Here is a 13,911-nt window from a genome sequence, read left to right on the forward strand (position 1 = left end):
CGCGAATCCCGGAGGCGCCCGCGGTCCTGTGGGCAGCAATGCCGCCGCGAATCCCGGAGGCGCCCGCGGTCCTGTGGGCAGCAATGCCGCCGCGAATCCCGGAGGCGCCCGCGGTCCTGTGGGCAGCAATGCCGCCGCGAATCCCGGAGGCGCCCGCGGTCCTGTGGGCAGCAACGCCGCCGCGAATCCGGAGGGTGCCAACCGCCCGGTGAGCACCAACGCTGGCGCGAGTACCGCGGGCAGCAACGCCGCCGCGAATCCCGAGGCGGCCAGCGACTCTGACAACCCCGCGAATCCCGTGAACACCAACAACCCCGCGAACCCCAAGGGTGTCGAGAGACCCGCGGACGACGACGAACGCACTGGGGAGAGTCATGGTGCGAAGCTGCAGCGGAACGTGGGTGAGTTGCTGCAGGAGTTGCGCGTTGCGCAGGCCGGGGTGCAGATTCTGTTCGGGTTTCTGCTCTCGGTGGTCTTCACGGACCGGTTTCACGAGGCCAGTGGGTTCGAGAAGGCACTGCACCTGGCCGCCGTCCTGCTTTCCGTTGCGGCGACGGCCTTGTTGATCGCGCCCGCGGCGTGGCATCGGCTGCTGTTTCGGGCCGGGCGCAGGGAGGAGATCCTGCGGGTCGGCAATCGCGTGGTGCTCGTGGGGTTCGGGTGCCTGGCCGGGGCCATTGTGGTTGTCGTGGCGCTCATCGCGAAGGTCGTCTTCGGGCCGATCGCGATGGGGTTGGTCGGCGGCTTGGCCGTGCTCGCGTTCGGGGTCCTGTGGTTCGTGCTGCCCGCCGTGCTGCCGGACGACCGCCGCGACCGTCAGCGCGTTCCGCGTACGAGCGACCGCTAGCCCGGGTACCAGAGCCGGGGCAGCTGTTCACCGTGGCGTCGGCCGTTGTTGCCGTGACCGTCGGCGCGGGCACGTAATTTTCTGCGGGTGACAGACTCCTCACGGCGGAACTTCCTGCGTGGCGCCGGATTGCTCAGCGCGGGGGCGGCGGTGTCCGCGGTACCCGGGCTCGACGGGCTCGCTGCCGCGGCAGCCGGACCACCGGCCGGTCGGCCGGACGAAGAAAATCCCCGGTTCACCTTCGCGGTCATGCCGGACACCCAGTACCTCTTCGACGAGGACCGGGGCGACGCCGCACCGGTGGACGCTTCGTTGGCCTACGTCCTCGCGCACGCGCAGGATGACAACGTTGTCTTCCTGGCCCACCTCGGCGATCTCACGCAGAACGGGCAGCCGGACGAGTTCGCCGGCATCAGCCGGTCGTTCCAGACGCTCGATCGGCATCGCTTCCCGTACAGCACGCTCGCCGGGAACCACGACATCGACGGCGCCACCGACGACCAGCGTGGCCGGAGTGCTTATCTCGACGCGTTCGGGCCGCAGCGGCAACGGAATTCGCCGACGTTCCGCGGTGCGTCGAAGGACGGCTACAACACCTACCACGTGTTCCGCGCCGCCGGCCGCGAGTGGCTGGTGCTCGCCATGGACTGGCGTCCCTCGGCGAGCGGGTTCGCGTGGGCGAAGCAGGTTCTCGCGCAGCACCCGCACGCACCCGCCATCCTGACCATCCACGAGCTGGTCAACACCGACGAGCACGGCCAGGCCCTCCGGTCCGACTTCGGGAAGCAGGTCTGGGCAGAGCTGGTCAACGACAGCGATCAGATCTTCCTCACGCTCAATGGGCATTACTGGCCGCCAGGACGGCTGGTCGAACGCAACGCCGCCGGGCACGACGTGCACCTGCACCTCACCAACTACCAGGACCGCTATTACGGCGGCAGCGCGATGATCCGGCTGTATCAGTTCGACCTCGCACGCGGCGTGCTCGACGTCCGCACGCTCTCGCCGTGGCTCGAAGGACGCAACGAGCTCACCGAGCTGCAGCGCATCGAGGTCGAACGCAGCACCGACGTCGACTACTTCAGCCTCGACATCGACTTCGACCGGCGGTTTTCCGGGTTCGCGCCGGTGCCGGTACCGCCGCCGCGTCCGGTGCGGTCGCAGCTGGTGCCGGGCACCGTCGCGTACTGGCGGTTCGAAGGCGGTCAGGCCGATTCCGCGGTGCCGGACGACGCCGTCATCAGGGACCTCACCGGGAACGGCAACGAGCTGCGACGGGTGACGTTGCCGGGCAGCACGCCGGCCGCGTTGACCTATGCCAAGGAATTCGCGCCCCGCCAGCCGTCTCGGGCGAGTCTGCGGTTCGCCGGCGGCAAGAACCCCGGGTGCGGTGCGTACTTGACGACCGTGGCCGGTGCGCCGATGAACCGCGCGACTTTCCGGCGTGGCTACACGGTGGAGGCGTTCTTCCGGCTGCCTGCGGACTTCCGGAACGGCGACCACGGCTGGTGTGGCATCTTCAGCCGCGCCGGCACCGGTGCGGGTGCGGGGAAAACCGGTGACGACCCGGAATCGCCTGCCGTGACACTGTCCGTTTCGGACAGTGTCGAACTGCAGTGGGCGGTGTTCCCGCTCAACCAGAACGGCATCTCGACCAACTGGGGGCACGAACTCCCGTTGGCGAAGTGGTGGCACGTCGCCGTGGTGAACGACGGACGGCGCACGACGCTGTACGTGGACGGTTGCCCGCTCCTGCGCAACCCGAAGACGCCCGCGATCGGCCTTGCCGACCCGGGCGGCGGATGGCTGCTGGGTGCGGCCGGATATGCGGACAAGGTGGAGCAGAGCTTCTACGGCGAACTCGGTGAGGTCCGGATCGTCGACCGTCCGCTGGCGGTGCGGGAGTTCCTGCTGGGGTGACCGGTGCGCCGGCCGATTCCGTGCAATGCACGCGGGCAGCGTTACAGCCACCGTGCTGATGCCGGGCCAGCGAACCCGCGGCCACCCCTGTTCCGGACCGGGCCAGGGATGGCCGCTGGGCGGAACGCACTGCGGGACAGGTCGACCGGTCAGGCCGTGAGCTTCCCCCAGGCGTAATCCTGCTTGGCGAGTTTCAGATACACGAACATCTCCGTCGAGACGATTCCCGGCACCGCACGCACCTCGTCGCCGAGCACGGCCAGCAGGTGCTCGTCGTCGCGGCAGAGGAGCTCCGCCAGCAGGTCGAACCGCCCCGAGCAGAGGACCACCTGGTGCACGTCCGGGATTTTCGCCAGGTGCTCGGCGGCTTCCCGGGGGTCGCCCTCGACCGTGATGCCGACCATGGCCCGTCGGGTCAGGTCGACGTGTTCCGGTGCGGTCACTGCGACAATGCGCATCATTTCGTCACGCAACAGCCGCTGTACGCGCTGGCGGACTGCGCCCTCGGACAGGCCGACCGACTTCGCCAGCCTGGTGAACGACGCGCGGCCGTCGTCCTGGAGCAGCGCGATCAGCGTCCGGTCGGTGGCGTCCAGCGCTCTTGGCGTGCGTGGCTCCTCGACGGTTTCTTCACCCATGCCGTCCCTCCCTGTGTTTCGGCATGTGATTCCTTAGACGCGCAGCGTAGCGGCCGAAGCTGCGGAGCAGGAGGCCCTTTTCCGGATTCGCCCGACGCCCGGCGAAATGTGCGCACTCCTGCGTGGCGGACCCGGCAGGCCCGGCGGATGTGCGGCGGGGCACAGCCGGTGCCGCCGGGGCGTGCGAACCGGGTAACGTCTGGCGGCCTTGCCAAAGCCCCGAACGCCCGAGGAGGACCGGTCATGACCGAAGCCGCCGTGCTCGCCGCCGTGCCGGCCAAGGGACTGCGGTCCCATGCGCTGGGCACGGTGTCGTCCACCGTGATCGGGATGTCGTCGACCGCGCCCGCCTACTCGATCGCCGCGACGCTCGGATTCGTGGTGCTTGCCGGAGCCGGGTTCAAGGCGGCCGCGTTCATCCTGTTCTCGTTCATCCCGGTGCTGTTCGTCGCGGTCGCGTTCCGGGAGCTCAACGCCGCCGAACCCGACTGCGGCACGAACTTCACCTGGGCGACGCGTGCGTTCGGCAGCCGCGCCGGCTGGATGACCGGCTGGGTCGTCACGGTGGCGCAGCTGCTGGTGATGAGCAGCCAATCGGCGCTGACCGGCCGGTACACGCTGCTGCTGTTCGGCCTGCCCGGCCTCGCCGACAACCGCGCCGTGACCACCGCGATCGGCTGCGGCTGGCTGCTCGTGCTGTGCTGGCTGTGTTACCGGGGCATCGAGGTGTCCGCCCGCACGCAGTGGATCCTTCTCGGCATCGAGCTGGCTGTGCTGGTGATCTTCTCCGTCGTCGCGCTCGTCCGCGTGTACGAGGGCAGCGCCGGTCCGCAGGCCAGTACCCCGGAATGGAGCTGGCTGTGGCCGAATGACGTCGGCATCGGCACCGCGGTGTCGGCCGTCCTGCTCGCGGTTTTCATCTACTGGGGATGGGAGAGCTCCCTTTCGGTGAACGAGGAGTCGGCCGATCCGCGGCACGCCCCCGGTCGTGCCGCGGTTCTGTCGACGGTACTGCTGGTTCTCAACTACCTGCTGGTGACGGTGGCCGCGCTGGCGTTCGCCGGAGTCGGCGAGAACGGAATCGGTCTCGGCAACGAGGCGAACTCCGAAGACGTGCTGGCCGGTCTCGGTGGCGCGGTGTTCGGCACGTCCGGGGTCGGCAAGGTGATGGGCGTGCTGCTGATCGTTTCGGTGCTTACGAGCGGCGCCGCCACGAGCCAGGCGACGATCATGCCCGCCGCACGCACCACGCTTTCGATGGCGAGCTACGGCGCGCTGCCGAAGGTGTTCGCCCGCGTGCACCCGAAGTACCAGACGCCGTCTGTGTCGACCTGGACGTTCGGGCTCGTCTCGCTCGGGCTCTACGTACTGCTGGCCGCGTGGAGTGAGAACGTGCTGTCGGACTCGGTCGACGCTGTCGGTCTCACCATCGCGATCGAGTACGCGATGACGGCACTCGCCTGCACGTGGGTGTTCCGGCGGACACTGTTCCTGAGCGTGCGCAACTTCCTGCTACGTGGGTTGTTGCCGTTCCTCGGCGGGGTGTTCTTCGTGGCCGTGCTGGTGCTCGCCGTCATCGAGTACGCGAAGCCGGACGCCGGGGCGACCACGTTGTTCGGCATCGGCGGTGTCGCGGTCATCGGGGTGGTTTCGATCCTCATCGGAATTCCACTGATGTTCACGCTGCAGCGAGCGTGCCGGGACTTCTTCGCCGGTCGCAGGCTGTCGCGTGGTTCGGTCGCACGCGACGGTCAGGTGATCGAGCCGGTCTAGCAGCGGCGTAGCCGGTCCTCATCGGTCTCGCCGGATCGCCAGGCGTTACGTCGCTTCGCAGCGAAAAGTGGAACTTCTGGCCTGCGGTGCCTGTGGTGACCGCTTCGTGAGTGTCGCCGCCGACGCCGAGTGTTACGCGGATAAGCACGCGTAGCGAGCCGTGGGCCGACCGGTTGCGCTGACGAGTTCTTGACGCGTGGGTAACGTCAGTCGCAGAGGTCTTGACCTGCGGTTTGATGAGTTTCCCTGCCGTCGGCCGTCTTATCGGACATGGTTGAACAGATGACGGACTTCGCGACCGAAACCGAGCCGTACCGGCATGAGCTGCGGGTGCACTGCTACCGGATGCTCGGCTCGTTCGACGAAGCAGAAGACTTGGTCCAGGAGACGCTGTTGCGGGCATGGCGCGGGCGGTCGACGTACGAGGGGCGCGCGAGCCTCCGCGCGTGGCTGTACCGGATTGCCACCAACGTGTGCCTCGACCACCTCGAAGCGCACCCGCGTGTACTGCCCACGCTCGACCTGCCTGTGACGCATGATTCGGACCTTGCGCCGCGTCCGGACGTCGCGGTGCCGTGGCTGCGACCAGTGCCGGACAGTCTGCTCGAACCGGACGCTGTTGTCGTCGCGCGCGAGACGGTCGAGTTGGCGTTCCTCGCGGCGATTCAGCACCTTTCGCCGCGACAGCGTGCCGCGTTGGTGCTTCGCGATGTACTCGGCTGGTCTGCTCGGGAGACCGCTACGGCGCTCGGCACCACGCCTGCGGCGGTGAACAGCAACGTGCTGCGCGCGCGTGCTGAGCTTCAGGAGCATCTGCCTGCGCAGCGTACGGAGTGGGCGTCAGGTTCTGGGAACGAAGAAGAACGCGCAGTGGTCGCGAAGTACGTGTCAGCGCTCGTGGATCACGATGAAGCCGCCCTGTCCGAGCTGTTGCGCGAAGACGTGCGTTGCAGCCACGCACCCGGCGCTGGTGGGCATATGGGGCCAGAACCGATGTGGTACGCGGGGCGCGCAAGCGTGCTCGAGGGCTGGGCGCCGGCGTTGCGCGGCGACGACAAGGTGGACTTCCGTGTCCGCGAGACGCGCGCGAACGGCCTGCCGGCGCTGGCCACCTACGTACGCATCGACGGTGAGTTCCGAGCCTTCGCGCTCAACACACTGCGGATCCACGGAGGCAAGGTTGCGGAGGTGACGACCTTTGGCCCGGAGTCGCTGTCGGTGTTCGGCTTTCCGGCCGTGTTGAGCTGAGCGGTCAGGGCAGTCCCCACGACGTCAGTACGGTGAACAGCTCGTCCCGTTCGTCGGCCGTCAGCAGCCTGCTTGGCGGCCGTACGTTCGGGCGGCACAGGCCGAGCTGCGAGAGCGCATCCTTGACCACGCTGACGTTGTTGGCGTTGCCCTCGGCAGCGCGCATCTGCTCGAACGGACGGACCTGGTCCCAGATCTCCATCGCGTCGGCGAAAGCACGGTCGCGCAGCCGGCGGAACAGTTCGAGCGAGAGCTGCGGGGCGACGTTCACCAGTCCGGACGTGAAACCGGTTGCGCCGACTGCGAAGTAGCCCGGTGCGGACAGCTCGGCCAGACCGGCGATCCAGACGAACCGTTCATGCCCGGCGTCGCGCGCGACACTCGCGAACCGCGCGGGGTCCGGCACCGCATACTTCACGCCGATGACGTTCGGAGCCGCTTCGCCCAACCGCGCCAGATCTTCGCCACTGATGTCGGGGTTGCGCACGTACAGGACGACGCCGAGTTCTGGCACTGCCGCGGCAATTGCGCGGTGGTACTCGACCCAACCCGCGCGCGAGACGTACGGGTGCACCGGCTGGTGGATCATCACCATGTCGGCACCGTTGTCACGAGCGTGCTTCGCCGCCTTCACCGCCGTACGCAGGTCGTGGCCCACGCCCGCGAGCACGCTCGCCTCCCGCGCCGCCTTCGCAGCGGCTTCGAGGCACTGCTGGGTTTCGCGCTCGTCGAGCGCGTAGAACTCGCCGGTGTTGCCGTTGGGAGTCACGACCTCGACTCCGCTCGTCACCAGCCGGTCGACGAGCTGGCTGTAGGTGTCGGCCTCCACGTCGCCGTCCGCGGTGAAGGGAGTCACCGGGATCGCCACTACACCGGCCAGCCGTCGCCGCTGCTTTTCGAATGCCACCGAGTGCTTCCGATCTGATATATGATGTCTCGCCCGGCTCGGAGAGTAGCACGAGTGGCTGGGTCGGTCGTCCGGAAAATCGGGTCGGACGTCCTGTTCTCAGGTGGGTCAGGCCAGGAACTTGGTGAGCTGCTCGACCACAAATGCGTGGTCGTCGGCCTGTGGCAGTCCGGATACGCCGACTGTGCCGACCGGTCCGACGTCGGCGACGATCACCGGGAAGACCCCGCCGTGGGCGGCGTACTCGTCCGGATCGAGGCGGGACGAGGCCTCGAAGGTGGTGCCTTTCGAGCGGAACTGGGTGCCGACGAAGAACGAACTGTGGCCGTAACGATCGACCACGCGGCACTTGCGATCGAGCCACGCGTCGTTGTCGGCGGAGGTGCCCGGCAGTGCGGCGTGGAAGAGCCGCTGACTGCCACGGCGAACGGAGATCGCGATCGGCAACCCCCGCTCCCTGCCGGCGGTGAGCAACTGAACGCCCAGCGCAACGGCCGTCTCGTTGTCGAACCGCGCAAAGACGAGACGACTCTCCTGCTCGGCCAGCTCGGCGAGGAGCTCGGTTTCGGTCTGCATGCCGGCCAGTAAATCAACGCTGTTGTGTAATTGCCCCGGCTACCCGCTCGATTCACCCCATTGCCGCACAACCGCAGTCGGCTCGGCACGGGTGCCGAGCGGGCCTCTCACCTGGCGAGGTGCGGCACAAACGGGACGTTCGCGCGACGGGGCGCGGTGTTAGCGGGACGGTCGCGCGGCGGGCTTGCGGTACGAGCGGGATGTTCGCGGCGGGCTGTGGTGTGTGGGGGACGTTCGCGGTGGGCTCTGGCGTGAGCGGGGACGTTCGCGCGGCGGGGCGCGGTGTTAGCGGGACGGTCGCGCGGCGGGCTTGCGGTACGAGCGGGATGTTCGCGGCGGGCTGTGATGTGAGGGGGACGTTCGCGTGGCGGGAGCGGTACGAGCGGGACGGTCGCGCGGCAGGGTGTGGTGTGAGGGGGACCGTCGCGTGGCGGGCGCGGCGTGAGCGGGACGTTCGCGTGGCGGGAGCGGTACGAGCGGGACGGTCGCGCGGCAGGGTGTGGTGTGAGGGGGACGTTCGGGCAGTGGCTTGCGAGGGGTGCGGCTCGCGAGGGGTGCGGCTCGCGAGCCGCACCGTCCCACGGGCCACCGTGAGCCACCCCCGTGAGCCACCCCCGCGAGCCGTCCCGTGCCGCGGGGGTGGCCCCGCAAGGCGGCGCCTACCCGATGCGCAGACCGCCTTGTGCGGGTCGTTCATCCCCGCAATTCATCCCCGCAATTCATCCCCGCAAGGTGTCCAGGGCGAATGCGGTGTGCATGGCCACTCCTGCGGGCAGGGCGGACTCGTCGAAGACGACGCGGTTCGAGTGGTTGCTCGGGGCGTCTTCCGGGCGGTGGTCGGGCGGGCAGCCGCCAAGGAATGCGAATGCGCCGGGGATTCGTTGCAGCACATACGAAAAGTCCTCCGCTCCCATGATCGGGTCGGGGATTTCCTCGACGCACTCGGGGCCGAGGACGTCGGCGCCCAGGGACAGGACCGTGGCGGCGATCGACGGATCGTTGATCGTCGGGGGGTAGCCGGGGTCGACTTCGGCCAGTGCCCGGCAGCCGTGTGCGGTGGCGACGGCCTCGCAGACCTTGGGCAGTTCCTCGCGGACCAGTGCCCGGGTCGGCTCGGACAGGGTGCGGATCGTCCCTTCGAGCACGGCCGTTTCGGGGATGATGTTCGTCGTGGTTCCCGCCGCGATGTGGGTGACCGAGACGACTGCCGGATCGAAGACGTTGATCCGGCGGGTCACCATGGTCTGCAGGGCACCCACCATCGCCGCCGCGGCGGGGACCGGGTCGATCGCCTCGTACGGCGCGGAGCCGTGCCCGCCGCGGCCGATCACCTCGACCCGGAACGTGTCCGCGGACGCCATGATCGGTCCGCTGCGCACCCGCAGCACGCCGCTCGGCATGGTCGCCATCGTGTGCAGGCCGAACGCTCGTGATACCCGCGTACCAGCCGCGTCGAGTACGCCTTCGTGGATCATGTGCCGGGCGCCGTGGTGGCCCTCTTCACCCGGCTGGAACATGAACACCACCGACCCGGCCAGTTCGTCCACTCGTTCGGCCAGCAGCCGCGCGGCGGAGACGAGCATGGCGACGTGGGTGTCGTGCCCGCAGGCGTGCATCGCACCGTCGACTTCGGACGCGAAATCCAGCCCGGTGTCCTCGTCGAGCGGCAGCGCGTCCATGTCCGCGCGCAGCAGCACGGCCGGTCCGGGACGGGCGCCACGGAGCACGCCGGTCAACGACGTCGTGGCGCGGCCCTCGGTCAGCTCGATCGGCAGGTCGGCCAGCGCCGCCCGGATGGCTTCTTGCGTGTGTGGCAACCGCAGTCCCAGCTCCGGCTGGCGGTGGATCGCACGGCGGAGCTCGACGGTGCGGTCCTGGAGTGCCCGCGCGGCGTCGAGCAGTCCGGCGTGCCGGTTGCCGGGGAGGGTGGGCAGGTCGGTGGGTCCGGTCATGGCTCGATAGTGGCACCCGAAGCGATTCCGGTGCACCGTGCGTGCGTTCCCCTTCGCGGCGGAATACGGTGTGCGCATGGCGGTGCAAGAGCCGGTCACGGGTTTCGCGGTGGCAGTGGTCCGTGAGGACGGTCAGTGGCGGTGCAGTGCGCTCGATTCCGCGGCACTGACGGAGCTGGACGCCGCGATCACCGAGCTGGGCAAACTCCGGTCGACCGGTGCGGCGTTCGGGTTGCTGGCCGTGGACGACGAGTTCTTCGTGATCGTCCGGCCCAGCCCGAGGGGGCCGTCGCTGCTGCTTTCGGACGCCGCCGCGGCGCTGGACTACGACATCGCCGCCGACGTACTCGACGTGCTGCGCGTCGATCCGCCGGACGAGGACGACGACGCCGTCTGGCCGGAAGGCGATCTGGAAATCCTGGCCGATCTGGGCTTGCCCGGTGGCGAGCTGGAAGTCATCGTCGGCGAGGTGGATTTCTACCCCGACGAGCAGCTCCAGATGATCGCGCAGAGATGCGGGTTCGACGCCGAGTTCTCGAAGCTGCTGGACCAGCTCTGAGACGCCCGGCCGACACCGAGGCCGTGCGGGCGGCGTTGGAAGCCGCGCGTGGGCCCGGCGCCGATGTGCCCATCGGTGCCGTGGTGTTCGGCCCGGACGGACGTCCGCTCGCCGCCACCCGCAACGCCCGCGTCGAGCTGGGCGATCCCACGGCGCACGCGGAGATCCTCGCGCTGCGTGCGGCTGCCCGGGTACACGGCGACGGCTGGCGGCTGGCGGACTGCACGCTCGCCGTCACGCTCGAACCGTGCACGATGTGCGCAGGCGCACTCGTCCTCGCGCGGGTTGCCCGGCTGGTGTTCGGCGCGTGGGAACCCAAGACGGGCGCGGTGTCGTCGCTGTGGGACGTGGTCCGCGACCGGCGGCTGAACCACCGCCCGGAGGTGCACGGCGGGGTCCTTGCCGACGAGTGCGCGGCCCTGCTCGAGACCTACTTCGCCACCCGTCGTCCACCGGTCGGCTAACCCCCACGACGTCCACGCGGCGGCGTCCGGTACCGTTCTCGGCGGTGGCGTGTCCGAGCGGCCGAAGGAGCACGACTCGAAATCGTGTGACGGTTGATCCCGTCCGTGGGTTCAAATCCCACCGCCACCGCTCTTCACGAGCAGACCCCCGGTACGGAACTCCGTACCGGGGGTCTGCTCGTTCTGCGGACGCAACCGCCCGCGCACTGATCGTCGGATCTCTACGCTGGTGGCCATGACTGCATCAGCGGAACAACTCCCACCGGTGAGCCGTACCGCGGTCGGGGTTGCTGCGCTCCGGGCGCTGGAGAGCGGACGGCCGGACCGATTGTTCGACGACCCCTACGCCGGGGCGTTCTTCCACGCCGGGCGAGCGTTGTTCGCCGATCGCGAGCGGCAGGACGGACGGCTCGGAGAGGTGTTCGCAGAGCAGGTGGCCGTGCGGACCCGGTACTTCGACGAGTTCGTCGACGGTGCGGAGCAGGTGGTGATCCTCGCGGCCGGGCTGGACGCCAGGGCGTTCCGGCTTTCCTGGGCGGACGGGGCGCGGGCGTTCGAGCTGGATCTGCCGGAGGTGCTCGAGTTCAAGGATTCCGTGCTGGCCGAGCAGGGAGCGCGGGCGAGGTGCGCGCGGACCGTGGTGCCGGCGGATCTCCGGGAGAACTGGCCCGAAGCGCTGCTGAACGCGGGCTTCGACCGGAACCTGCCGACGGTGTGGCTTGCCGAGGGACTGCTGGTGTACCTGACCCGCGACGAGGCGGAGCGGCTGCTGACCGAGGTCACTGCGTTGTCCGCGCCGGGCAGCCGGATTTCGTTCGAACACCGACCGGACGGCGACCAGGACGAGGTACTGCGGAAAGCCCGCGCAGTCGGCGGCGAGGTTATCGCACTGTGGCGCGACGGTCTCGGACCCGAAGCCCCGAAGTGGATGACGGCCCGCGGCTGGCAAACCGAGACAGTCACGATCGCCGACCTCGCGGCGCAGTACGGCCGCGAGCCGGCGGGCCAGACCCGAGGCGGATTCCTGGCGGCGACCAGGATCGGTGAACCGAACCACTGAGCCAGGACGGTCGGGACCCCGGTGAGGGTGGCCGGTGAGGCAGGACAGCCGGAAGCCGGTGAGGGACGACCGGTGAGGCGGGGCGGTGGGGCAGCGCCGGGCCGGCCGGCCCGGCGAACGGTGGCAGCCGGACCCGCCGGCCGTGACGCCGGGCGGATTCGTGAGGCGGTACGGGGCGGTCGGATGCAGTCGGCGGGCCCGGGACGGTCTGCGAAATCTGGGCCGAACGACTCGGCCAGCCACAGCGGTAAGCGCGGTGGGCAGACCGGCCACTCCACGGTGGTCGGGCGGCTCAGCTGCGCGAGGTTGGTCGGGCGAGTGAGTAGCTGCGGGTGCGCAGCAGGCCGATTGCGGCATGGGCGGTTGGCACGTCCAGCTGCGCAAGATCGGCCGGGTGCGAGGTGAGCAGGTCGGCTGGATCGTATGGACGAGCCGACCACGGCAGGTCGCTCGGCCAAGGCAGCCACATCGGAATCGACGGTCGGCTCGGCTGCGCAGCTCATGGCGGACCGCGGGCTAAGCGAGTCGGCCGGGCTAAGCCAGCCGGGACAAGCAAGCCAGGACAGGCCAGCCGGGCTATGCGAGGCAGCCGGAGCTGGTGAGGCAGCCGGGACTAGCGAGGCAGCCGGGCTAAGCCAGCCGCGACAAGCAAGCCAGGACAGGCCAGCCGGGCTGAGCGAGCCGGCCGGGCTAAGCCAGCCGGGACTAGCAAGCCAGGGCAGACCAGCCGGGCTATGCGAAGCAGCCGGAGCTGGTGAGGCAGCCGGGACAAGCGAGGCAGCCGGGCTAAGCCAGCCGGGACTAGCGAGTCACCCCGGGGCAGGCAAGCCGGCCGGGTGAGTCAACTGGAGCGGGTCGGCCAGGCATGCCGACGGGCGTAGTCCACCCCGGGCGAGTCGGTCGGGTCGGGTGGCTGGTGAACCAGGGTCGGCCAGCCACGATAAGCCGGTTGTGGTGGGCACGCTGGTCAACCGAGGAGCAGCCGGGACCCAGCCGGTCGAGGGGAACGGGCCCGGTGGGCTGGCGGGCCCAGACCAGCCGACCTAGGCAAGCCAATCGAGCCGGGCAGGCCAACCACCTGGGTCAAGCCGGCCGGGGCGAAGTCAGTCGGGGGCGACGAGCTGGGCTGAGCTGACCGAGGCGAGTCGGCCGGGCCGCGCGGACCTGGGGCGACGAACCGGGCCGGCCGGGGTCGAGCCCGACCGATCCTGGTCAACTGGTCGGATCAAGCAGCTCGGGGCCTGGTCAACCGGCCGGGGCCCCAGCCAATCTGGCCGGCCAACCGGGGTTCGGCCTAACCGGGCCCGGCCAACCGGAGCCCGACCTAACCGGGCCCGACCAACCGGGGCCAGACCAAACCGCAGCCTGACCAAATCGGGCCTGGTCAGTTGGGGAGGACTGGGGTGGTGAAGGGGTCCAGGAAGGTTGTTGCTTCGGTGATGGTGGTTACGCCGTGGGTGACGGCTTCGGTGATGGTTGTGCAGGCGGTGCGGATTCGGTAGGCGGCTTCGGCGGTTCGGTCGCCGGACAGGATGGCTTCGGTGGCTGGGGTGGTGGCTTCGGCGATGGACAGCACCTGGGTGGCCGTCTGCTGGGCCAAGCGGTCCAGCAGATCGGCCAGATCCAGTCCTACCGCGGCGGTGCGGGCGGCGACCTCTGCGGCTTGGCGGTAGTGCACGTCCAATTCGTCGGCCCGGCCACGGAATTCCGCGGCGGGCTCGCCGCCCCAGCGGCGTTCCGCGCTGTGTGCGCCGCGTTCGAATTCCAGCCGCGCGGTCACCAGTACGTCCCTGCCGGTCGACAGGGTGCGTGCGGATTCGCGGATCGCCTGCGGGGAGCAGTCGATCTGGTACAGCGCCGCGATCGGATCGGGCGCGCCGATGCGGATGGCGGCGGCACGCAGGGGAGCCAGCTTGCCGGCGGCGGCATCCAGAGCCGGATGGAGGAAGGGCATCGGCGACGGTCTT

Annotated in this window: 12 protein-coding genes and 1 tRNA gene; 8 read left to right on the forward strand and 5 right to left on the reverse strand. The window is 69.5% G+C overall.

Annotated elements, in window-relative coordinates; all coding sequences use genetic code 11:
• The first annotated feature begins 298 nt into the window (after positions 1-298).
• The gene (locus tag ABD793_RS23445; protein WP_344863704.1) at positions 299-847 is read left to right on the forward strand and encodes a DUF6328 family protein; all 549 of its coding nucleotides are present in this window, start codon (positions 299-301) and stop codon (positions 845-847) included.
• Between the two features lie 87 nt (positions 848-934).
• Positions 935-2,767 carry a LamG-like jellyroll fold domain-containing protein gene (locus ABD793_RS23450; protein WP_344863428.1) on the forward strand — a complete coding sequence of 611 codons (1,833 nt, stop codon included), beginning with the start codon at positions 935-937 and terminating at the stop codon, positions 2,765-2,767.
• Between the two features lie 149 nt (positions 2,768-2,916).
• Here ABD793_RS23450 and ABD793_RS23455 read toward each other — a convergent pair whose 3' ends face one another.
• The gene (locus ABD793_RS23455; RefSeq protein ID WP_344863430.1) at positions 2,917-3,405 is read right to left on the reverse strand and encodes an Lrp/AsnC family transcriptional regulator; all 489 of its coding nucleotides are present in this window, start codon (positions 3,403-3,405) and stop codon (positions 2,917-2,919) included.
• Between the two features lie 243 nt (positions 3,406-3,648).
• Here ABD793_RS23455 and ABD793_RS23460 point away from each other — a divergent pair, with 243 nt between their 5' ends.
• Entirely contained in the window at positions 3,649-5,178 is a 1,530-nt protein-coding gene (locus tag ABD793_RS23460) for an APC family permease (RefSeq protein ID WP_344863432.1), read from the forward strand.
• Positions 5,179-5,460: 282 nt separating this feature from the next.
• The gene (locus tag ABD793_RS23465) at positions 5,461-6,426 is read left to right on the forward strand and encodes an RNA polymerase subunit sigma-70 (RefSeq protein ID WP_344863434.1); all 966 of its coding nucleotides are present in this window, start codon (positions 5,461-5,463) and stop codon (positions 6,424-6,426) included.
• Positions 6,427-6,430: 4 nt separating this feature from the next.
• On the opposite strand, the gene ABD793_RS23470 is transcribed toward ABD793_RS23465, so the two are convergent.
• From ABD793_RS23470 to ABD793_RS23480, 3 genes are all read right to left on the reverse strand, one after another.
• Complete coding sequence (locus ABD793_RS23470; protein ID WP_344863436.1) at positions 6,431-7,333, reverse strand: dihydrodipicolinate synthase family protein; 903 nt, start codon at positions 7,331-7,333, stop codon at positions 6,431-6,433.
• A gap of 108 nt (positions 7,334-7,441) precedes the next feature.
• The gene (locus ABD793_RS23475; RefSeq protein ID WP_344863438.1) at positions 7,442-7,909 is read right to left on the reverse strand and encodes a heme-degrading domain-containing protein; all 468 of its coding nucleotides are present in this window, start codon (positions 7,907-7,909) and stop codon (positions 7,442-7,444) included.
• 719 nt (positions 7,910-8,628) lie between these two features.
• A complete protein-coding gene (locus tag ABD793_RS23480) occupies positions 8,629-9,861 on the reverse strand; it encodes a M20 metallopeptidase family protein (RefSeq protein ID WP_344863440.1) in 1,233 nt (410 codons plus the stop codon).
• A gap of 76 nt (positions 9,862-9,937) precedes the next feature.
• On the opposite strand from ABD793_RS23480, the gene ABD793_RS23485 reads away from it, so the two are divergent.
• From ABD793_RS23485 to ABD793_RS23500, 4 genes are all read left to right on the forward strand, one after another.
• Positions 9,938-10,420, forward strand: a complete 483-nt coding sequence (locus ABD793_RS23485) for a tRNA adenosine deaminase-associated protein (protein WP_344863442.1) — start codon at positions 9,938-9,940, stop codon at positions 10,418-10,420.
• 23 nt (positions 10,421-10,443) lie between these two features.
• Positions 10,444-10,884: a nucleoside deaminase gene (locus ABD793_RS23490; protein WP_344863444.1), complete on the forward strand. Its 441-nt coding sequence runs from the start codon at positions 10,444-10,446 to the stop codon at positions 10,882-10,884.
• 43 nt (positions 10,885-10,927) lie between these two features.
• Positions 10,928-11,014 (forward strand) — tRNA-Ser (locus ABD793_RS23495).
• Between the two features lie 105 nt (positions 11,015-11,119).
• Positions 11,120-11,944: an SAM-dependent methyltransferase gene (locus ABD793_RS23500; RefSeq protein ID WP_344863446.1), complete on the forward strand. Its 825-nt coding sequence runs from the start codon at positions 11,120-11,122 to the stop codon at positions 11,942-11,944.
• Between the two features lie 1,384 nt (positions 11,945-13,328).
• On the opposite strand, the gene ABD793_RS23505 is transcribed toward ABD793_RS23500, so the two are convergent.
• Positions 13,329-13,898, reverse strand: a complete 570-nt coding sequence (locus ABD793_RS23505) for a hypothetical protein (RefSeq protein WP_344863448.1) — start codon at positions 13,896-13,898, stop codon at positions 13,329-13,331.
• Positions 13,899-13,911: the final 13 nt, after the last annotated feature.

This window comes from Amycolatopsis ultiminotia (assembly GCF_039536925.1).
Taxonomy (GTDB): Bacteria; Actinomycetota; Actinomycetes; order Mycobacteriales; family Pseudonocardiaceae; genus Amycolatopsis; species Amycolatopsis ultiminotia.